The following is a 16,385-nucleotide window of genomic DNA, read 5'->3' on the forward strand; positions in this document are numbered from 1 at the left end:
CCGACGCCGGGCCCGGAGGTACTCCGGGCAAGGAAAAACGCCGCGACACCTGTGAAGGGGTCGCGGCGTTTTCGTTGCGGCCGGGCTATTTGGACAGGTACTTCATGCCGTCTTCCAGGCCCTGCAGGGTCAGCGGGTACATGCGTTCTTCGATCAGCTCGCGTACCAGGCCGGTGGAGGCGGTGTAGTTCCAGGTGTCCTTGGGGTAGGGGTTGATCCAGATGATCTTCTTGAACTTCTCGGTGAAGCGCTTCATCCAGACGTAGCCGGCTTCCTCGTTCCAGTGCTCGACGCTGCCGCCCGCCTGGGTGATCTCGTAGGGCGCCATGGCCGCATCGCCGACGAACACCACCTTGTAGTCGGCGCCGTACTTGTGCAGCAGGTCCAGGGTCGAGGTGCGTTCGCTGGTGCGGCGCATGTTGTTCTTCCACACGCTCTCGTAGATGAAGTTGTGGAAGTAGAAATACTCCAGGTGCTTGAACTCGGTCTTGCACGCCGAGAACAGCTCCTCGCAGACCTTGACGTGGGCGTCCATCGAGCCACCGATGTCCAGCAGCAGGAGGAGCTTCACCGTGTTGCGGCGCTCCGGGCGCATCTGGATGTTGAGCAGGCCGCCGTCCTTCGCGGTGTGGTCGATGGTGCCGTCCAGGTCCAGCTCTTCGGCCGCACCCTGGCGGGCGAACTTGCGCAGGCGGCGCAGCGCCACCTTGATGTTGCGCGTACCTAGTTCGACCTGGTCGTCGAGGTTCTTGTACTCGCGCTGGTCCCACACCTTGGCGGCCTTGCCCTGGCGCTTGCCGGCATCGCCGACGCGGATGCCTTCCGGGTTGTAGCCACCGGAGCCGAACGGGCTGGTGCCGCCGGTACCGATCCACTTGTTGCCGCCGGCGTGCTTTTCCTTCTGCTCTTCGAGGCGCTTCTTGAACTCCTCGATGAGCTTGTCGAGGCCGCCGAGGCTCTGGATCTGCGCCTTCTCCTCGTCGCTCAGCAGGCGTTCGAATTCCTTGCGCAGCCACTCCTCGGGGATCATCGCCTCGATGTGTTCGTTGAGGTTTTCCAGGCCCTTGAAGTAGGCCCCGAAGGCGCGGTCGAACTTGTCGAAGTGACGCTCGTCCTTCACCAGGATCGCCCGCGCCAGGTAATAGAACTCGTCCATGTCGGCGAACACGACGTTGTGCTTGAGCGCGTTGATCAGGTCGAGCAACTCACGCACCGACACCGGCACCTTGGCCGCGCGCATTTCGTTGAATAGGTTGAGCAGCATTGTCTGTGCCCTCGGGATAATCCGTAGGGTGGGTTAGTCGCGTAGCGGCGTAACCCACCGTTGATGCCATCGGCATCATGCTTGCCAGCCTGACGGCTGGGCGGTGGGTTACGCTTCGCTAACCCACCCTACAAAGGCGCTGGCCGACGCGCAGCAGCCCGATTCTCAGCGAGAAGCGCGGCGCGCCATGAAGGCCAGGCGCTCGAGCAACTGCACGTCCTGCTCGTTCTTCACCAGGGCGCCGGCCAGTGGCGGGATGGCCTTGGTCGGATCGCGCTCGCGCAGTACGGCTTCGCCGATGTTGTCGGCCATCAGCAGTTTCAGCCAGTCCACCAGTTCGCTGGTCGAGGGCTTCTTCTTCAGGCCCGGCACCTTGCGCACGTCGAAGAACACGTCCAGCGCTTCGGCCACCAGCTCGCCGCTGATGCTGGGGTAGTGCACGTCGACGATCTTCTTCAGGGTGTCGCGATCGGGGAAGGCGATGTAGTGGAAGAAGCAGCGACGCAGGAAGGCGTCCGGCAGCTCCTTCTCGTTGTTCGAGGTGATGATGATGATCGGGCGCTGCTTGGCCTTGATCGTCTCGTCGGTCTCGTAAACGTAGAACTCCATCTTGTCGAGTTCCTGCAACAGGTCGTTGGGGAACTCGATGTCGGCCTTGTCGATCTCGTCGATCAGCAGGATCACGCGCTCGTCGGACTCGAACGCCTCCCACAGCTTGCCTTTCTTGATGTAGTTGCGAACGTCGTGGACCTTGTCGGAGTCGAGCTGCGAGTCACGCAGGCGGCTGACCGCGTCGTACTCGTAGAGGCCCTGATGCGCCTTGGTGGTCGACTTGATGTGCCAGGTGATGAGGCGGGCGCCGAAGGCTTCGGCCAGTTGCTCGGCGAGCATGGTCTTGCCGGTGCCCGGCTCACCCTTGACCAGCAACGGGCGCTGCAAGGTGATGGCGGCGTTGACCGCCAGCTTGAGGTCGTCGGTGGCGACGTAGGACTGGGTACCTTCGAACTTCATCGGAAAATCCTCGGAGCGATAGCGCGGGGCGGCCCGCAGCAGAAATTCAGAGCGCGACTATAACGCGCAGCCTTGGTGGCTGTGAACGCAGACGCAGTATTCAGTCACTGAATGGCGGGTCACCCGGCTTTCGGTCTGCCTGCTGGACGGCCAGCGGGCGGCGGCATAGGCTTGGGGTTTTTCCTGCCCGCAAGGACTTCCATCATGAGTCGTATCTTCGCAGACAACGCCCAGGCCATCGGCAATACGCCGCTGGTGATGATCAACCGCCTGGGCCCGAAAGGCGTGACCATCCTGGCCAAGATCGAAGGGCGTAACCCGGCGTACTCGGTCAAGTGCCGCATCGGCGCCAACATGATCTGGGATGCCGAGGAGCGCGGCGTGCTCAAGCCGGGCATGACCATCGTCGAGCCGACTTCCGGCAACACCGGTATCGGCCTGGCCTTCGTCGCGGCGGCGCGCGGCTACAAGCTGGTGCTGACCATGCCCGCCTCGATGAGCCTGGAGCGACGCAAGGTGCTCAAGGCGCTTGGCGCCGAGTTGGTGCTGACCGAACCGGCCAAGGGCATGAAGGGCGCGATCGAGAAGGCCAACGAGCTGGCCGCCGCCAACCCCGACTACTACCTGCCGCAGCAGTTCGAGAACCCGGCCAACCCGGCCATCCATGAAAAGACCACCGGCCCGGAAATCTGGCGGGACACCGACGGCGCCATCGACGTGCTGGTGGCCGGTGTCGGTACGGGTGGCACCATCACCGGGGTATCGCGCTACATCAAGCAGACCCAGGGCAAGCCGATCCTCTCGGTGGCGGTGGAACCGGTGGGCTCGCCGGTCATCAGCCAGACCCTGGCCGGTGACGAGGTCAAGCCGGCTCCGCACAAGATCCAGGGCATCGGTGCCGGTTTCGTGCCGAAGAACCTCGATCTGGCCATGGTCGATCAGGTCGAGCAGGTCGCCGATGACGATGCCAAGGCCATGGCCCTGCGCCTGATGCGCGAAGAAGGCATTCTCTGCGGCATCTCCTGCGGTGCGGCGATGGTGGCTGCCGTGCGCCTGGCGCAGAAGCCGGACATGCAGGGCAAGACCATCGTGGTGATTCTGCCGGACTCCGGTGAACGCTACCTGACCTCGATGCTGTTCGACGGCCTGTTCACCGAGCAGGAACTGCAGCAGTAACGCGTCATGCAAGGGCCGTTGCCGTGGCTGCGCATGGATGATTGGCGCAGCCTGCGCTGATGGCCACGGTGTTTCATGCGGCTGAATCCGCTCGCTCAGGCTGTGCGCTCAGGCGCTTCCACGTCTGTGCTCTGAGCTGCCGGGTGCTGGACCGCTGAGGCGCGAGCCACGCTAGGCCCTGGCAGTAGTTGGCCGTACCACCAGCCACAGGGCCAGTGCGATCAGCAGGCAGCCCGGCAGGTAGTCCCAGCTCAGTGGCTCGTCCAGCAGCAGCGCCCCCCAGAGCACGCCGAACGGCGGGATCAGGAAGGTGGTGGTGCTGGCCTTGATCGGCCCGATATCGCTGAGCAGGCGGAAATACAGCACATAGGCGAAGGCGGTGCAGAGCAGGCCGAGACCGGCCAGGGACAGCCATACCTCGATGCCGCCCCAGCTCGCCGGTGCCTGCAGCGCGAGGCTGCCGGCGAACAGCGGCAACAGGAACAGGCTGGCCCCGACCAGGCTGGCGAAGGCGGTCAGGCGATTGTCCAGGCCGCCTTGCTGGCCGATCCAGCGTCGCGTGAGGAAGCCGGCGAAGCCGTAGCAGGTCGTGGCCACCAGGCAGGCGCCTGCACCCAGCAGCAATTGCATGTCGAAGGCGACCGGGCCGGTGCGGGTCAGCACCGCCACGCCGAGCAGGCCGAGAAACACGCCGGCGGCCTTGCTCGGGGTGATGCCCTCGTGGAAGAACAGCGCGCCGATCAGCACGCCCATCAGGGGGGTCGTGGCATTGAAGATCGCCGAGTAGCCAGCGGGCAGGATCAGCGCCGCCAGGCAGTACATGGCCGATGGCAAGCCGGCGTTGATCATTCCCAACACCAGGCAGATGCGGAATTTGCCACGAAAGTCCCAGTCGGTGCGCAGCAGCAACAGCAGGGCCAGCAGTCCCAGGGTGCCGAAGCTGGCACGGAAGAAGGCGGTCGGCATGCTGCCCAGCACGGGGGCGGCGACCCGCATGAACAGGAAGCTGGCGCCCCAGATGGCGGCGAGCAGCAGCAGGCGAAGCAGGTCGGCGGTGCGCACGATGGACTATCCGGCAGGGGTGGGGGCGAGAGTGTTGCCGCTGGACGGCGTTCTGGCAATCCGCATCGCGCTTTCGAAGTGCGCCGTAGCTGGTCGGCTGCAAGCGGCAAACGCCTTGCCGGCATGGCGACTTGCATCCGGGCCGGGTTTGTCGGCTAAGCTCGGCTCATTCACCGCATTGACAGGGCATGCGCATGGGGCAGCAATGGCCGGCCGACGGGATCGCCCGCCTGATCCTCGATGGCTTCGACGATTATCGCGAGCAGTTCCGCCAGATCACCGATGGCGCGCGTGCCCGCTTCGAGCAGGCGCTGTGGCAGGAGGCGCAACAGGCCTCGGCCGCGCGCATCAACCTCTACGAGGACAAGGTGGCGCAGACCCGCGAGCGTCTGCAGCAGGGCTTCGATGCCACGCTGCTGGAGGCCAGCCAGTGGCCGCTGGTGAAGAGTGCCTATATCGCGCTGATCGACCTGCGCCTCGACGACGAGCTGGCGGAGACCTGGTTCAACTCGATCTTCTGCAGCCTGTTCAGCCATGATCTGATCAGCGATGGCTGCATGTTCATCCACACCACGCGACCATCGCTGCGCAGCCGCTCGGGCGCCGCGCAGACCCGCCGCTACCGGCCCGACGGCGCGCTGGACGAGGCGCTGCGGGCGATCTTCGAGGACTACGCCTTCGATGCCGCCTACGAAGACCTGCCGCGTGACCTGCAGCGCCTGGAGGAGCAGCTGCGGGCGAGCCTGCCGGACTGGATCTGCAAGGACCCGGAGCTGTGCATCGAGCTGTTTTCCTCGGTGCTGTATCGCAACAAGGGCGCCTACCTGGTCGGGCGCATCTACACCCGCGACGAGCAATGGCCGCTGGCGATTCCCCTGCTGCATCGCGAAGGGCAGGGCATTCAGGTCGATGCGGCGATCACCGACGAAGCGGAGGTGTCGATCATCTTCTCCTTCACCCGCAGCTACTTCATGGTCGACGTCGCCATCCCGGCCGACTTCATCGGGTTCCTGCGGCGCATCCTGCCGGGCAAGCACATTGCCGAGCTGTACACCTCGATCGGCTTCTACAAGCACGGCAAGAGCGAGTTCTACCGCTCGCTCATCGGTCATCTGGCCAGCAGCGACGACCGCTTCGTGATGGCGCCTGGCGTGCGCGGCATGGTCATGAGCGTGTTCACCCTGCCGGGCTTCAACACGGTGTTCAAGATCATCAAGGACCGCTTCGCCCACGCCAAGACGGTGGATCGCAACACGGTGATCGAGAAGTATCGCCTGGTGAAGAGCGTCGACCGTGTCGGGCGCATGGCCGATACCCAGGAGTTCGCCGATTTTCGCTTTCCCAGGGCCAAGTTCGAGCCGCAGTGCCTGGCCGAGTTGCTCGAGGTGGCACCCTCGACCGTGGTGCTGGAAGGTGACAGCGTGCTGGTGCGCCACTGCTGGACCGAGCGGCGCATGACACCGCTCAATCTCTATCTGGAGAATGCCAGCGAGGCGCAGGTGCGCGAGGCGCTGGACGATTACGGCCTGGCCATCAAGCAACTGGCGGCGGCGAACATCTTCCCCGGTGACATGCTGCTGAAGAACTTCGGCGTGACCCGTCATGGCCGGGTGGTGTTCTACGACTACGACGAGATCTGCTTTCTCACCGAGGTGAACTTCCGCAGGATTCCACCGCCGCGCTTTCCCGAGGACGAGATGAGCGCCGAACCCTGGTACTCGGTGGCGCCCAACGATGTGTTTCCCGAGGAGTTTCCGCCCTTCCTGTTCGCCGATATCAAGCAGCGCCAGCTGTTCAGCAGGCTGCACGGCAACCTGTATGACGCCGACTACTGGAAGCAGCTGCAGGACGCGATCCGTGCCGGCAAGGTGATCGATGTGTTCCCCTATCGGCGCAAAAGTCCGGTGATTTGATCGGCCCTGGTTGAAATCCACCTTGCCAGGCCTAATCTCATAGGAGAGCACGCCAGCGTGCTCTCCCATCTACTTGGCAGGAGGTCGTACCCATGCTCGCCAAGCTGCAAGAACAACTGCATACCTTGCTGCAGGCCCTTGGCCTCATCCCGCAACCTCAGCCGATTCGCATCAGCGAGGCCGAGCAGGAGCGCCTGCGTCGCGAGGCACGTCAGCGCCGCTGATTGCGGCGTCCGAGCGCATCAGGCGAGCCGGTGGGCGTCGAACCAGGCGTCGATCAGCTCGCGCATGCGTTCGCCGGAGAAACTCGCGAAATGCCCGCCATGCACGCTGCGCACCGGTAGGTCGCGCAGGCGCATCAGGCTGTGTGCGTAGTCTTCCAGGTTGGAATGGTAGGCATCCTCGATCAGCGGGCCGTCGTAGAGGATGTCGCCGGAAAACAGCGTCTGCGTCCTCGCTTCCCACAGGCTGATGCCGCCCGGCGAATGACCGGGCGTATGCAGCACCTGCAACACCCTGTCGCCCAGATCCACAACGTCGCCATCCTCGATCAGACGAGTAGCCGGCGCGGCGCGCACACGGTACTCGGCGTAGCACAGCGGGCAATCCGGATGCGCCTCGAACATGTCGTCGCCGACGAAGTCGGTGGCCAGCGTGTTGGCGCCGTCCGGTGCGGCGAGGATGTCCGCCTCGGCCGGATGCACCAGACGCTCGCTGAACTCGTGATGTCCGGCGATATGGTCGAAGTGGCAGTGACTGGCCACCGCCAGCAGCGGCTTCTCGGTCAGCCAGGGCAGCTGCTCGCGCAGGCTGACCAGGCCGGAGCCGGAGTCGATCAGCACATCAAGCTCGCGCCCCTGCACGTGCCACATGTTGCAGCGGTAGAAGGGACGCACGTAGGGTTCGTGGATCAGGCAGATGCCGTCGTGGCGGTGTTCCACCTCGAACCAGCGGTCGCGACTGACGATTTTCATGGCGGGAAACGTGCCTCGTTGGCGGGTTGCACCCGCCCTACAGGTTGGTATGACGAGTAGGGCGGGTGCAACCCGCCACGACATTCATCACGCTACGCCAGTTGCGTGCGAGGCACCAGCAGCCAGCGGCGCAGCACGGCATAGCTGGCGGCGGTGATCAGGAACACCGGCAGCGATGCCCCCCAGGCCAGCGGCGAGACCCAGCCCCAGTAGTAGGCCAGCATGGCGCCGAAGCCGTAGGCGACGAAGGCGGCGGGGTTGAAACCCGCCAGGTAACGGTAGCGGCCGCCATCCTCGCTGAGCAGTTCGTCCACCGCGTAGTCGCCCTTGTGGATCAGGAAGTAGTCGGCGATCAGCACGGCGAAGGCGGGGATGAACACACTGCCGATCACCAGCAGGAAGTTCTGGAAGTTGTCGAGAATGCCGGGGATCTGCGAGCCGAGGATCGACAGCACGCCGATGCACAGCGCCGGTTTCCAGAACGGGGTCTTCGGGCTGATGTTGAGGTACGACAGCGAGGCGCTGTAGACGCACATGACGTTGGTGGTCATCACCGAGAGGAACACCACGATGGCCGCCGGCAGCCCGAAGCCGAAGCCGGCGAGCAGCACGGCGGGGTCGTAGGTCTGTTCCATGCCGGTCATCACCGAGAAGCCCGATACGGTGGCGCCCAGGCCCATGGCCAGCAGGGTGGCGAGCACGTAGCCGACCCAGGTGCCGACACCGGCCACGCCCTGGCTGCGGCAATTGCGGTTGTAGTCGGCTGCCAGCGGAATCCAGGAGAAGGCGGTGGCGATGACGATATCGAAGGCGATCCCCGGGGTGATGTCGTTGCGCGGCTCGGCCGGCATGGCCAGGAGACTGGCGAACTCGAACTTCTGCCCCATCACGTAGAACACCGCGCCTGCCAGCAACAGCATGCCGATGGCCGCCCAGCGCTCGACCCGCTCGATGCCCAGGTGGCCGCGCAGGGCGATCAGCAGCACCAGGGTTTCACAGAGGATGGTGAACAGCGGCAGGTTGGAGTAGCCGGTCAGGTGCTCCACGGCGTAGTTCAGGCTCATGCCTGCCAGCAGTGCCTGGATCCAGCTCCAGGCCAGCAGGGTCAGCAGATTGACCAGCGAGGGTAGCTTGGCGCCCTGCGAGCCATAGCTGCCGCGCGCCAGGACCATGGTGGTGAGGCCGCTGCGCTGGCCCATCAGGCCGACCAGTACCAGCGGCAGAATGCCAAGCCCCGAGCCGACCAGCACGATCAGCATGGCCTGGCTGAACGGCAGGTCGGGCACCAGCAGCATGCCGGTGAGGATGGTGGTGACCACGACGTTGGCGCCCAGCCACAAGGCGATGGTGCCACCGAGGCCGAGGCTGCGATGGCTGGCGTCGGTGGGGGCGAGGCCATCCTGGCCGAAATGCTGGCTTAGGTTCTTGAACATGGAATGACTCCCCGGTGCTTGATTATTGGTGTTGGTAGGGTGGCAGTCAGTGAGGAAACGCAATCTTCTTGTTATGTCCGTGGCTCGGATGCAAGCGGGGCCACGGGTTGGCTCAATCGGGCAGGGTGGGGTGAGGCCTTTTTCATCCACCGTTGCAGTGGGTGGATGGATAAGGCGTCATCCACCCCACGCAGCGGTCGCATTCTGCAGGAGCGGCTTCAGCCGTGATCGATCCGCTCAGGGGTGAAAGGGCGCGGCCTCCTGCACTTCGATGATCAGCGGGCGGTCTGCCGGCGCGCTGCGCAGCAGCTCGGCCAGGTGCGCGTGGTCACGGGCGCGCTCGGCGGCGCAACCGAAGCCCCGGGCAATGGCCAGCAGGTCCGGGGTGTAGATGTCCACACCGATCAGCTCGATGTCACGGCGCTCCATGTAGCGCTTGATCTCGCCGTAACCGGCGTTGTTCCACAGCAGCACGATGATGCCGACGCCGGCTTCCACGGCGCTGGCCAGTTCGGGCAGGGTGAACTGGATGCCACCATCGCCCATCAGGCTGATCACCGGGCGGCTCGGCTCGGCCAGCTTGGCGCCGATGGCTGCCGGCAGGCCGTAGCCCAGGGTGCCGTAGCCGGTGGAGGAGTTGAACCAGCGCCGCGCCCCGTCCAGTTCCACCAGGTGGTTGCCGCTGTACACCGTCTGCGTCGAGTCGCCGACGAAGCGTGCCTCGGGCAGGGCCTGCAGCAGCGTCGCGAACAGCTGGCGGTAGTGCGTCCAGCCGCTGAAGTCTTCGTTCAGGCGAGCCTGCACGGCCAGGGTGCGGCGAGCGCCGGGGCTGCCGGGGTCGGCCTCGCGTGGGTTGAACTCGGCCAGCAGCATGCGCATGGCCACTCGCGCATCGCCCTGAATGGCCAGGTGCGGGGTGAAGTTGCGGTGCAGCTGCTGGGCGTCGATGTCGATGCGGATCAGGCGGCCCGGCAGGCGGAAGTCGCCATCGAACACCACGTCGTAGTCGGTTTCGCCCAGCTCGGTGCCGATGGCCACGACCACGTCGGCTTCCAGCGCCAGGTCGCGTACCGGACGCAGCGACTGGTTGCTGCCGAGCAGCAGCGGATGGCCAGGCGGCAGCAGACCCTTGGCGTTGATGGTCAGGGCCGTCGGTGCATCCAGGGCGGCGGCCAGGGCGCGGGCCTCGGCCTCGGCGGCGACGCAGCCGCCACCGAGCAGCAGCAGCGGACGCTCGGCTTGCTTGAGCAACCCGGCGGCTTCGCGGATCAGCGTGCGGTTGGGCGCCGGGCGACGCACCACCGGACGTGGGGCCAGGGCCATGTGCGAGGCGTCGGCGGTGATGATGTCCAGTGGCAGCTCGATGTGTACCGGGCGTGGCCGCTCGCCCTCGAACACCGAGAAGGCCCGGGCCAGTACACCGGGCAGTTCCTCGACGCTCATCAGCGTGTGGCTGAAGGCGCTGACACCCGCGGTCATCGCCTGCTGGTCGGGCAGCTCGTGCAGGTAGCCCTTGCCCAGGCCGAGGCGCTCGCGCTCGTTGACGCTGGAAATCACCAGCATCGGAATCGAGTCGGCATAGGCCTGGCCCATGGCGGTGAGGATGTTGGTCATCCCCGGACCGGTGATGATGAAGCACACCCCCGGCTTGCCCGAGACGCGCGCATAGCCGTCGGCCATGAAGCCCGCGCCCTGTTCGTGGCGCGGCGTGATGTGGCGGATGCCGCTGCCGGGCAGGCCGCGATACAGCTCGACGGTGTGAACACCGGGGATGCCGAACACGGTGTCGACACCCCAGGCCTGGAGCTGCTTGACGAGAAACTCACCGCAGGTGGTCATGCTCTCTCCTTGTGGCTTAGCCGACGATCCAGTGCGCCATCAGGGCGATGATCGGCAGGGTGATCAGGGTACGCAGGACGAAGATGACGAACAGCTCCAGCAGGCTCAGCGGCAGCTTGGCCTTGAGGATCAGCACGCCGACCTCGGACATGTAGATCAGCTGGGTCAGCGAGATGCAGGCGACCACGAAGCGGGTCAGCTCGCTCTCGATACCCTTGCCCAGCACCGCCGGCAGGAACATGTCGGCGAAGCCTACCAGCAGGGCCGGCGCGGCCTTGGCCGCTTCCGGCAGTTGCAGGGCTTCGAGCAGCGGTACCAGCGGGTAGGACAGCCAGTTGAAGATCGGAGTGAACTCGGCGATGGCCAGCGACAGGGTGCCGATGGCCATCACCAGCGGCAGCAGGCCGAGCCAGATGTCGACCACGTTGTGCACGCCGATGCGCACCATCTGCAGCGGCGACGGGTTGGCGTTGGCGCGACGCACGGCCTGGGCCAGACCCCAGCGCAGCAGCGAGGTGCCCGCCGGGACTTCCTCGCGGATCTGCTTGCCGACACCGGCGACGTACTCTTCCTTCTTCCACGACAGCGGCGGAATGCGCGGGGTGATGATCGCCGCCGCCAGGCCGGCCACCACCACGGTGAGGTAGAAGGGCACGAACAGGTGGTCGAGCTTCATGAAACTGGTGATCAGCAGGCTGAAGGCGATCGAGGCGATGGAGAAGTTGGTGGCGATCACCGCCGCTTCGCGAGCGCTGTAGAAGCCCTTCTGGTACTGCTGCGCGGTGATCAGCACGCCGACGGTGCCGGAACCGAGCCAGCTGGCGATGGCGTCGATGGCCGAGCGCCCCGGCAGACCGAAGACCTTGCGGAACACGTTGCGCACCAGGGTGCCGCAGAATTCCATCAGGCCGTAGTCGGTAAGCAGCGGCAGGATCAGCCCGGCCACCAGGAAGAAGGTGATCAGCACCGGCGCCAGGTCCTTGAGCACCACGCCCCCGGTGTTGGCACCCCAGATCCATTCAGGGCCGAACTGCCAGAAGGTCATCGCCGCGAACAGCGCACCGAGCACACGCAGGCCGAGCCACAGCGGCGGCAGGTTGAACAGTTCGTTGAGCGCCGGGCGCTGGGTCAGCCAGCGTGGCTTGAACAGGCTGCCGAGCAGGCCGAGCGCGGCGGATGCCAGCAGCAGGGCGGTGGCGATGGCCGGCAGGTGGTCGTTGAACGCCGCCTTGAGCGCATCGGCCATCACGCCGAGGCCGATGGTGACCTTTTCCTCGTAGACGATGGGGGTGAGAAACAGCAGTACGCCAAGCAGCGAGGGGATCAGGAAGATCAGCAGCTGACGCAGGCTGAAGGGCGTGCTCGCGCCGGGTTGGTCGTCGAGCAGGGGCATGGATTCATCATGATTCATGGCAGGCATCCGAATTGTTGTTGTATGGATGTTCCGGGTGCCGTCGAGGGCACCCGGATTCGGCGATCAGCGTTTTATGACGCCGGGCATCACGCAGAGCATTTCGTAAAGCAGGTTGGCACCGAGCAGCGAGGTGTTGCCGGTGGTGTCGTAAGGCGGGGAGACCTCCACCAGGTCCGCGCCGATCAGCTCCAGGCCCTCGCAGCCACGGATGATTTCCATGGCCTGGATGGTGGTCAGGCCGCCGATTTCCGGGGTGCCGGTGCCCGGCGCCCAGGCCGGGTCGATGCCATCGATATCGAACGACAGGTAGACCGGGCCGCCGCCGACCTTTTCCCGTACTTCGGCCATCAGCGGAGCCAGCGACTGGTGCCAGCATTCTTCGGCCTGCACCACGCGGAAGCCCTGCTTGCGGCTCCAGTTGAAGTCCTCGGCGGTGTAGCCCTGGGCACGCAGGCCGATCTGCACCACGCGCTGGCTGTCGAGTAGGCCTTCTTCCTGGGCGCGGCGGAAGGTGGTGCCATGGGCGATCTTCTCGCCGAACATGTGGTCGTTGACATCGGCATGGGCGTCGATGTGGACCAGGCCGATCTTGCCGTACTTCTTGTGCAGCGCCCGCAGGATCGGCAGGGTGATGGTGTGGTCGCCGCCAAGGGTCAGCGGCGTGATGCCGAGCTCGACGATCTCGTCGTAGGCCTCTTCGATGATGCGCACGGCGTCGAGCAGGTTGAAGGTGTTGATCGCCACGTCACCGATATCGGCCACGTTGATCGAGTCGAACGGTGCGGCACCGGTGGCCATGTTGTACGGGCGGATCATCACCGACTGGGCGCGGATCTCGCGCGGGCCGAAGCGGGTGCCGGAGCGCAGCGAGGTGCCGATGTCCAGCGGTACGCCGATGAAGGCGGCGTCCAGCTGGCGCTTTTCCTCGACGCTCTGGATGTGCGGCAGACGCATCATGGTGGCGATGCCGCCGAAGCGTGGCATTTCGTTGCCACCCAGGGGCTGGTGGAGTTTCTTGTCCATGGGAGGGCCTCAGGCTTGTTCTGGTTGTGGCGGGATTCTTGGCCGGCCAGGTGTCGGGAAGAATCGGCAGGGGCAAAAACTTACTTCAGGATTGTCTGAAGTAAGTGCCTGATCCCCCGATTCATGAGGGTTTGGCTGTACCCGGACGACGGTGGTGCGTCAGTCGCGGTATCCGGGATCGAGGCGATCGAGCTTGCGCAGCCAGGCCTGCCACAGCAGCTGGCGCTGCCATTCGGCACCTTGCAGCTGTTCACAGGCGTGGCGTGACAGCGGCTCCGCGATCTCGCTGCAGGCCTGGCCGCCGCCGGTGCTGGCGAGCTGGATTTCGCAGGCACGGTTCAGGTAGTACATGACATAGAAGGCATCGGCGACGCTGGCACCGACGCTGAGCAGGCCGTGGTGGCGCAGCACCAGGGCGATGTTGTCGCCCAGCGAGCGCTGGATGCGACTGCGTTCGTCCAGGTCCAGCGCCACGCCTTCGTAGGCGTGGTAGCCCAGGCGCTGGTGGAATTCGGTGCTGATCTGGTTGAGTTGCAGCAGGCCGGCATCCTGCGCGGCAACGGCCATGCCCGCCAGGGTGTGGGTGTGGATCACGCAATGGGCGTCGTCACGGGCCATGTGCACGGCACTGTGAATGGTGAAACCGGCGACGTTGTAGTCGGCGTTGCCCTCGACCACCTTGCCCTGCATGTCCACCACGATCAGGTCGCTGGCGCGGACCTCCTCGAAGAACAGGCCGAAGGGATTGATCAGAAAGCGCGGTTCTCCGCTGCCGGGCAGGCGTACGGAAAAGTGCGTGTAGAGGGTGTCGTCCCAGCCAAACAGGGCAGCCAGGCGATAGGCCGCGGCGAGGTCGCGGCGCAGGGTGGCGATATCGTTCATGCGTTCTCCAGGCCGATGAATCGGCGTACGCGCGGGTGGTCGCCGGTGCGGATGGCAGCGGGCGAGGCGTCGAGCTGAACGTGACCGTCTTCCATGAACAGCACGCGGTCGGAGATGGACAGGGCGAAGTCCATCTCGTGGGTGACGATGAGCATGGTCATGCCTTCGCGGGCCAGGTCGCGGATCACCGCCAGCACGTCACCGACCAGCTCCGGGTCGAGTGCCGAGGTGGGTTCGTCGAAGAGCATCACCTGCGGTTTCATCGCCAGCGCGCGGGCGATGGCCACACGTTGCTGCTGGCCGCCGGACAACTGGTGCGGGTACTTGTCGGCATGGGCCAGCAGGCCGACCTTGTCGAGCAGGGCCAGCGCCTGCCTGCGCAGTTCGACGCGAGTGCCCAGACCGTGATGGAGCGGGGCGAGCATGACGTTGTCGGCGATGGTGCGGTGCGGGAACAGGTTGAAGTTCTGGAACACCATGCCGATGCGTCGCACGCCTGCGCGCTGGCGACGATTGTCCGGGCGGTCGCCGGCCTGGATGAAGCTCTCGCCGAACACCACGATTTCGCCTTCATCGATGCTTTCCAGGCCGTTGATGGTGCGGATCAGCGAGGTCTTGCCGGAGCCGGAGGGGCCGATGATGGAGAGGACCTCGCCAGGCTGGACGCTCAGGTCGATGCCCTTGAGCACATGATGATTGCCGTAGTGCTTGTGGATGTTGCTCAGGTGCAGCGCCGCCGGAGTACCGGGTGTCCGGGCCTGGACCTCGCGGCTGGCGGCCGCCGGCAGGTCGCGACGCAGGCCGGCCAGCTGCTCGTCGCCGAGGGTGCCCGGCTTGCGTCTGGCGAGGTCGAGATGCCGCTCGAGGTACTGCAGGCCCCAGCCGAACAGGCTGACGATCAGCACGTAGTACACGGCTACCGCGCCCAGGGTTTCCAGCACCAGGAAGTTCTGCGCATAGAGGCGCTGGCCGACCAGCAGCAATTCGCTGAGCGAGATCACCGAGACCAGCGAGGTCAGTTTGACGATGGTGACGTACTCGTTGGTCAGGGTCGGCAGGGCGATACGGAACGCCTGCGGCACCACGATCAGACGCTGTGCGCCGAGACGACCGATGCCCAGTGCACGAGCCGCTTCGCGTTGGCCCTTGGCCACCGAGAGCAGGCCGCCCCGGTGGATTTCCGCCATGTAGGCTGCCTCGGTCAGGACCAGGGCGATCAGGCCGGCATAGAAGGGGTTGGACAACAGCTTGCCGCTGGCGGGCACCAGCTGTGGCAGGTTGTAGACGAAGATCAGCAGCACCAGCAGCGGCACGCTGCGAAAGAACCAGACGTAGAGCGATGCCGGTGCGCTGAGCCAGCGGCTGGCAGCCTGTTTGGCACTGGCCAGGGCGAAGCCCAGCAGCAGGCCGATCAGCCAGGCCAGGCTGCTGAGTTTCACCACCGTCCAGCATGCCGCCCAGAAGGCCGGCATGGAAAACAGGGAGAAGAAATAGCTCCATTCGAACGGCATGTGTCATCTCCGGTGCGCCACAGGCGGCTTGCCGCCTGTGGCTGTTTCTCAGGCTTCTTCCAGGTTGTATTTCTTCAGCAGCGCGCTGTACTCGCCACTGGCCTTGAAGTCGTCTAGCGCGGCTTTCAGCGCGTCGAGCAGCTGGGCGTTGCCCTTTTTCACGTAGATGCCCAGCACCTGCGGATAGATCGCACTGCTGGAGCTGATGGCGATGCGGCCCTTGGCGCGCTCGACGATGCGCAAGGAGGCTGCGTCGATCTCCAGGTGCGCCTGGATGTGGCCGGAGAGCAGGGCCTGGGTGGTTTCCGCGGTGGTCGGGTACTGGTTGATGGTGATGGCGGCGGCGCCTTGCGCCTTGCAGTAACCGTCGGAGACCTTCTGCAGTGCCGGAATCCACGAGGTGCCCTGCTGCAGGCCGACGGTCAGGCCGCACAGGTCCTCTGGGGTGGCCGGCTTCTTCTCGGCGTCGCTGCGCACCATGATCGCCGCGCCGGTCTTGGCGTAGGGAATGGCGTCGGCCTTTTCCAGGCGTTCTGGAAGGATGTACATGCCGGAGATGATGGTGTCGAAGCGGCCCGCGTCTAGGCCGAGGATCAGGTTGGGGAAGCTGATGTCACTGAAGCTCGCTTCCAGGCCCAGGTGTCTGGCGAGGGCAGCGGACACTTCCGGGTCGAAGCCCAGTACCTTGTCGCCTTCGTAGTACTCGAACGGTGGGTAGGAAATCTCCATGCCTACCTTCAGTTCGCCACTGGACAGGGTCTTGGGTGCTTCGGCGGCCTGGCTCAGGCCGCTGGCGAGGGTGCACGCGAGGGCCAGGAGGGTGGTGCGCAGCGGGTTGCGGATTGCCATTGTGGTTATCTCCGGATCAGGTGTTGGGTTGGCA

The 16,385-nt window shown here is 65.2% G+C and carries 14 protein-coding genes; 3 read left to right on the top strand and 11 right to left on the bottom strand.

All coding sequences use genetic code 11. The features are described from left to right. Positions 1-85: 85 nt before the first annotated feature. Together E4487_RS13305 and E4487_RS13310 are read right to left on the bottom strand one after the other, a co-directional pair. Positions 86-1,264 carry a VWA domain-containing protein gene (locus E4487_RS13305; protein ID WP_037053464.1) on the bottom strand — a complete coding sequence of 393 codons (1,179 nt, stop codon included), beginning with the start codon at positions 1,262-1,264 and terminating at the stop codon, positions 86-88. A 165-nt stretch (positions 1,265-1,429) separates the two neighbouring features. After that, positions 1,430-2,275 carry a MoxR family ATPase gene (locus E4487_RS13310; protein ID WP_037053463.1) on the bottom strand — a complete coding sequence of 282 codons (846 nt, stop codon included), beginning with the start codon at positions 2,273-2,275 and terminating at the stop codon, positions 1,430-1,432. A 204-nt stretch (positions 2,276-2,479) separates the two neighbouring features. On the opposite strand from E4487_RS13310, the gene cysK reads away from it, so the two are divergent. Continuing rightward, positions 2,480-3,451: a cysteine synthase A gene (gene cysK / locus E4487_RS13315; protein WP_037053461.1), complete on the top strand. Its 972-nt coding sequence runs from the start codon at positions 2,480-2,482 to the stop codon at positions 3,449-3,451. Between the two features lie 171 nt (positions 3,452-3,622). Here cysK and E4487_RS13320 read toward each other — a convergent pair whose 3' ends face one another. Beyond that, complete coding sequence (locus E4487_RS13320) at positions 3,623-4,513, bottom strand: DMT family transporter (protein ID WP_047586597.1); 891 nt, start codon at positions 4,511-4,513, stop codon at positions 3,623-3,625. 194 nt (positions 4,514-4,707) lie between these two features. Between E4487_RS13320 and aceK the strand changes: the two genes are divergently transcribed. Both aceK and E4487_RS24550 read left to right on the top strand, forming a co-directional pair. Next, positions 4,708-6,426, top strand: coding sequence for a bifunctional isocitrate dehydrogenase kinase/phosphatase (gene aceK, locus E4487_RS13325; RefSeq protein ID WP_175253582.1), 1,719 nt, complete (start codon positions 4,708-4,710; stop codon positions 6,424-6,426). A gap of 92 nt (positions 6,427-6,518) precedes the next feature. Further along, positions 6,519-6,650, top strand: a complete 132-nt coding sequence (locus tag E4487_RS24550; RefSeq protein ID WP_256663112.1) for a PA1414 family protein — start codon at positions 6,519-6,521, stop codon at positions 6,648-6,650. Positions 6,651-6,668: 18 nt separating this feature from the next. Here E4487_RS24550 and E4487_RS13330 read toward each other — a convergent pair whose 3' ends face one another. The 8 genes from E4487_RS13330 to E4487_RS13365 form a co-directional block, all read right to left on the bottom strand. After that, positions 6,669-7,400 (bottom strand): MBL fold metallo-hydrolase, encoded by a 732-nt coding sequence (locus E4487_RS13330; protein WP_175253583.1) that lies wholly within the window; start codon positions 7,398-7,400, stop codon positions 6,669-6,671. A 92-nt stretch (positions 7,401-7,492) separates the two neighbouring features. Then, positions 7,493-8,833, bottom strand: a complete 1,341-nt coding sequence (locus tag E4487_RS13335) for a cytosine permease (protein ID WP_175253584.1) — start codon at positions 8,831-8,833, stop codon at positions 7,493-7,495. Between the two features lie 237 nt (positions 8,834-9,070). After that, complete coding sequence (locus tag E4487_RS13340) at positions 9,071-10,672, bottom strand: 5-guanidino-2-oxopentanoate decarboxylase (RefSeq protein WP_175253585.1); 1,602 nt, start codon at positions 10,670-10,672, stop codon at positions 9,071-9,073. Positions 10,673-10,688: 16 nt separating this feature from the next. Further along, complete coding sequence (locus tag E4487_RS13345) at positions 10,689-12,083, bottom strand: YjiH family protein (RefSeq protein ID WP_150609176.1); 1,395 nt, start codon at positions 12,081-12,083, stop codon at positions 10,689-10,691. A gap of 66 nt (positions 12,084-12,149) precedes the next feature. Further along, positions 12,150-13,109 (bottom strand): agmatinase, encoded by a 960-nt coding sequence (gene speB, locus E4487_RS13350; protein WP_150609178.1) that lies wholly within the window; start codon positions 13,107-13,109, stop codon positions 12,150-12,152. Positions 13,110-13,268: 159 nt separating this feature from the next. After that, positions 13,269-13,991, bottom strand: a complete 723-nt coding sequence (locus E4487_RS13355) for a class II aldolase/adducin family protein (protein ID WP_218952942.1) — start codon at positions 13,989-13,991, stop codon at positions 13,269-13,271. Next, positions 13,988-15,502, bottom strand: coding sequence for an amino acid ABC transporter permease/ATP-binding protein (locus E4487_RS13360; RefSeq protein ID WP_175253586.1), 1,515 nt, complete (start codon positions 15,500-15,502; stop codon positions 13,988-13,990). The genes E4487_RS13355 and E4487_RS13360 overlap by 4 nt, the downstream gene beginning before the upstream one ends. Before the next feature lie 48 nt (positions 15,503-15,550). Continuing rightward, a complete protein-coding gene (locus tag E4487_RS13365; RefSeq protein ID WP_175253587.1) occupies positions 15,551-16,351 on the bottom strand; it encodes an ABC transporter substrate-binding protein in 801 nt (266 codons plus the stop codon). Between the last annotated feature and the right edge of the window lie 34 nt (positions 16,352-16,385).

This window comes from Pseudomonas sp. BMW13, assembly GCF_013357275.1.
GTDB lineage: Bacteria > Pseudomonadota > Gammaproteobacteria > Pseudomonadales > Pseudomonadaceae > Aquipseudomonas > Aquipseudomonas khazarica.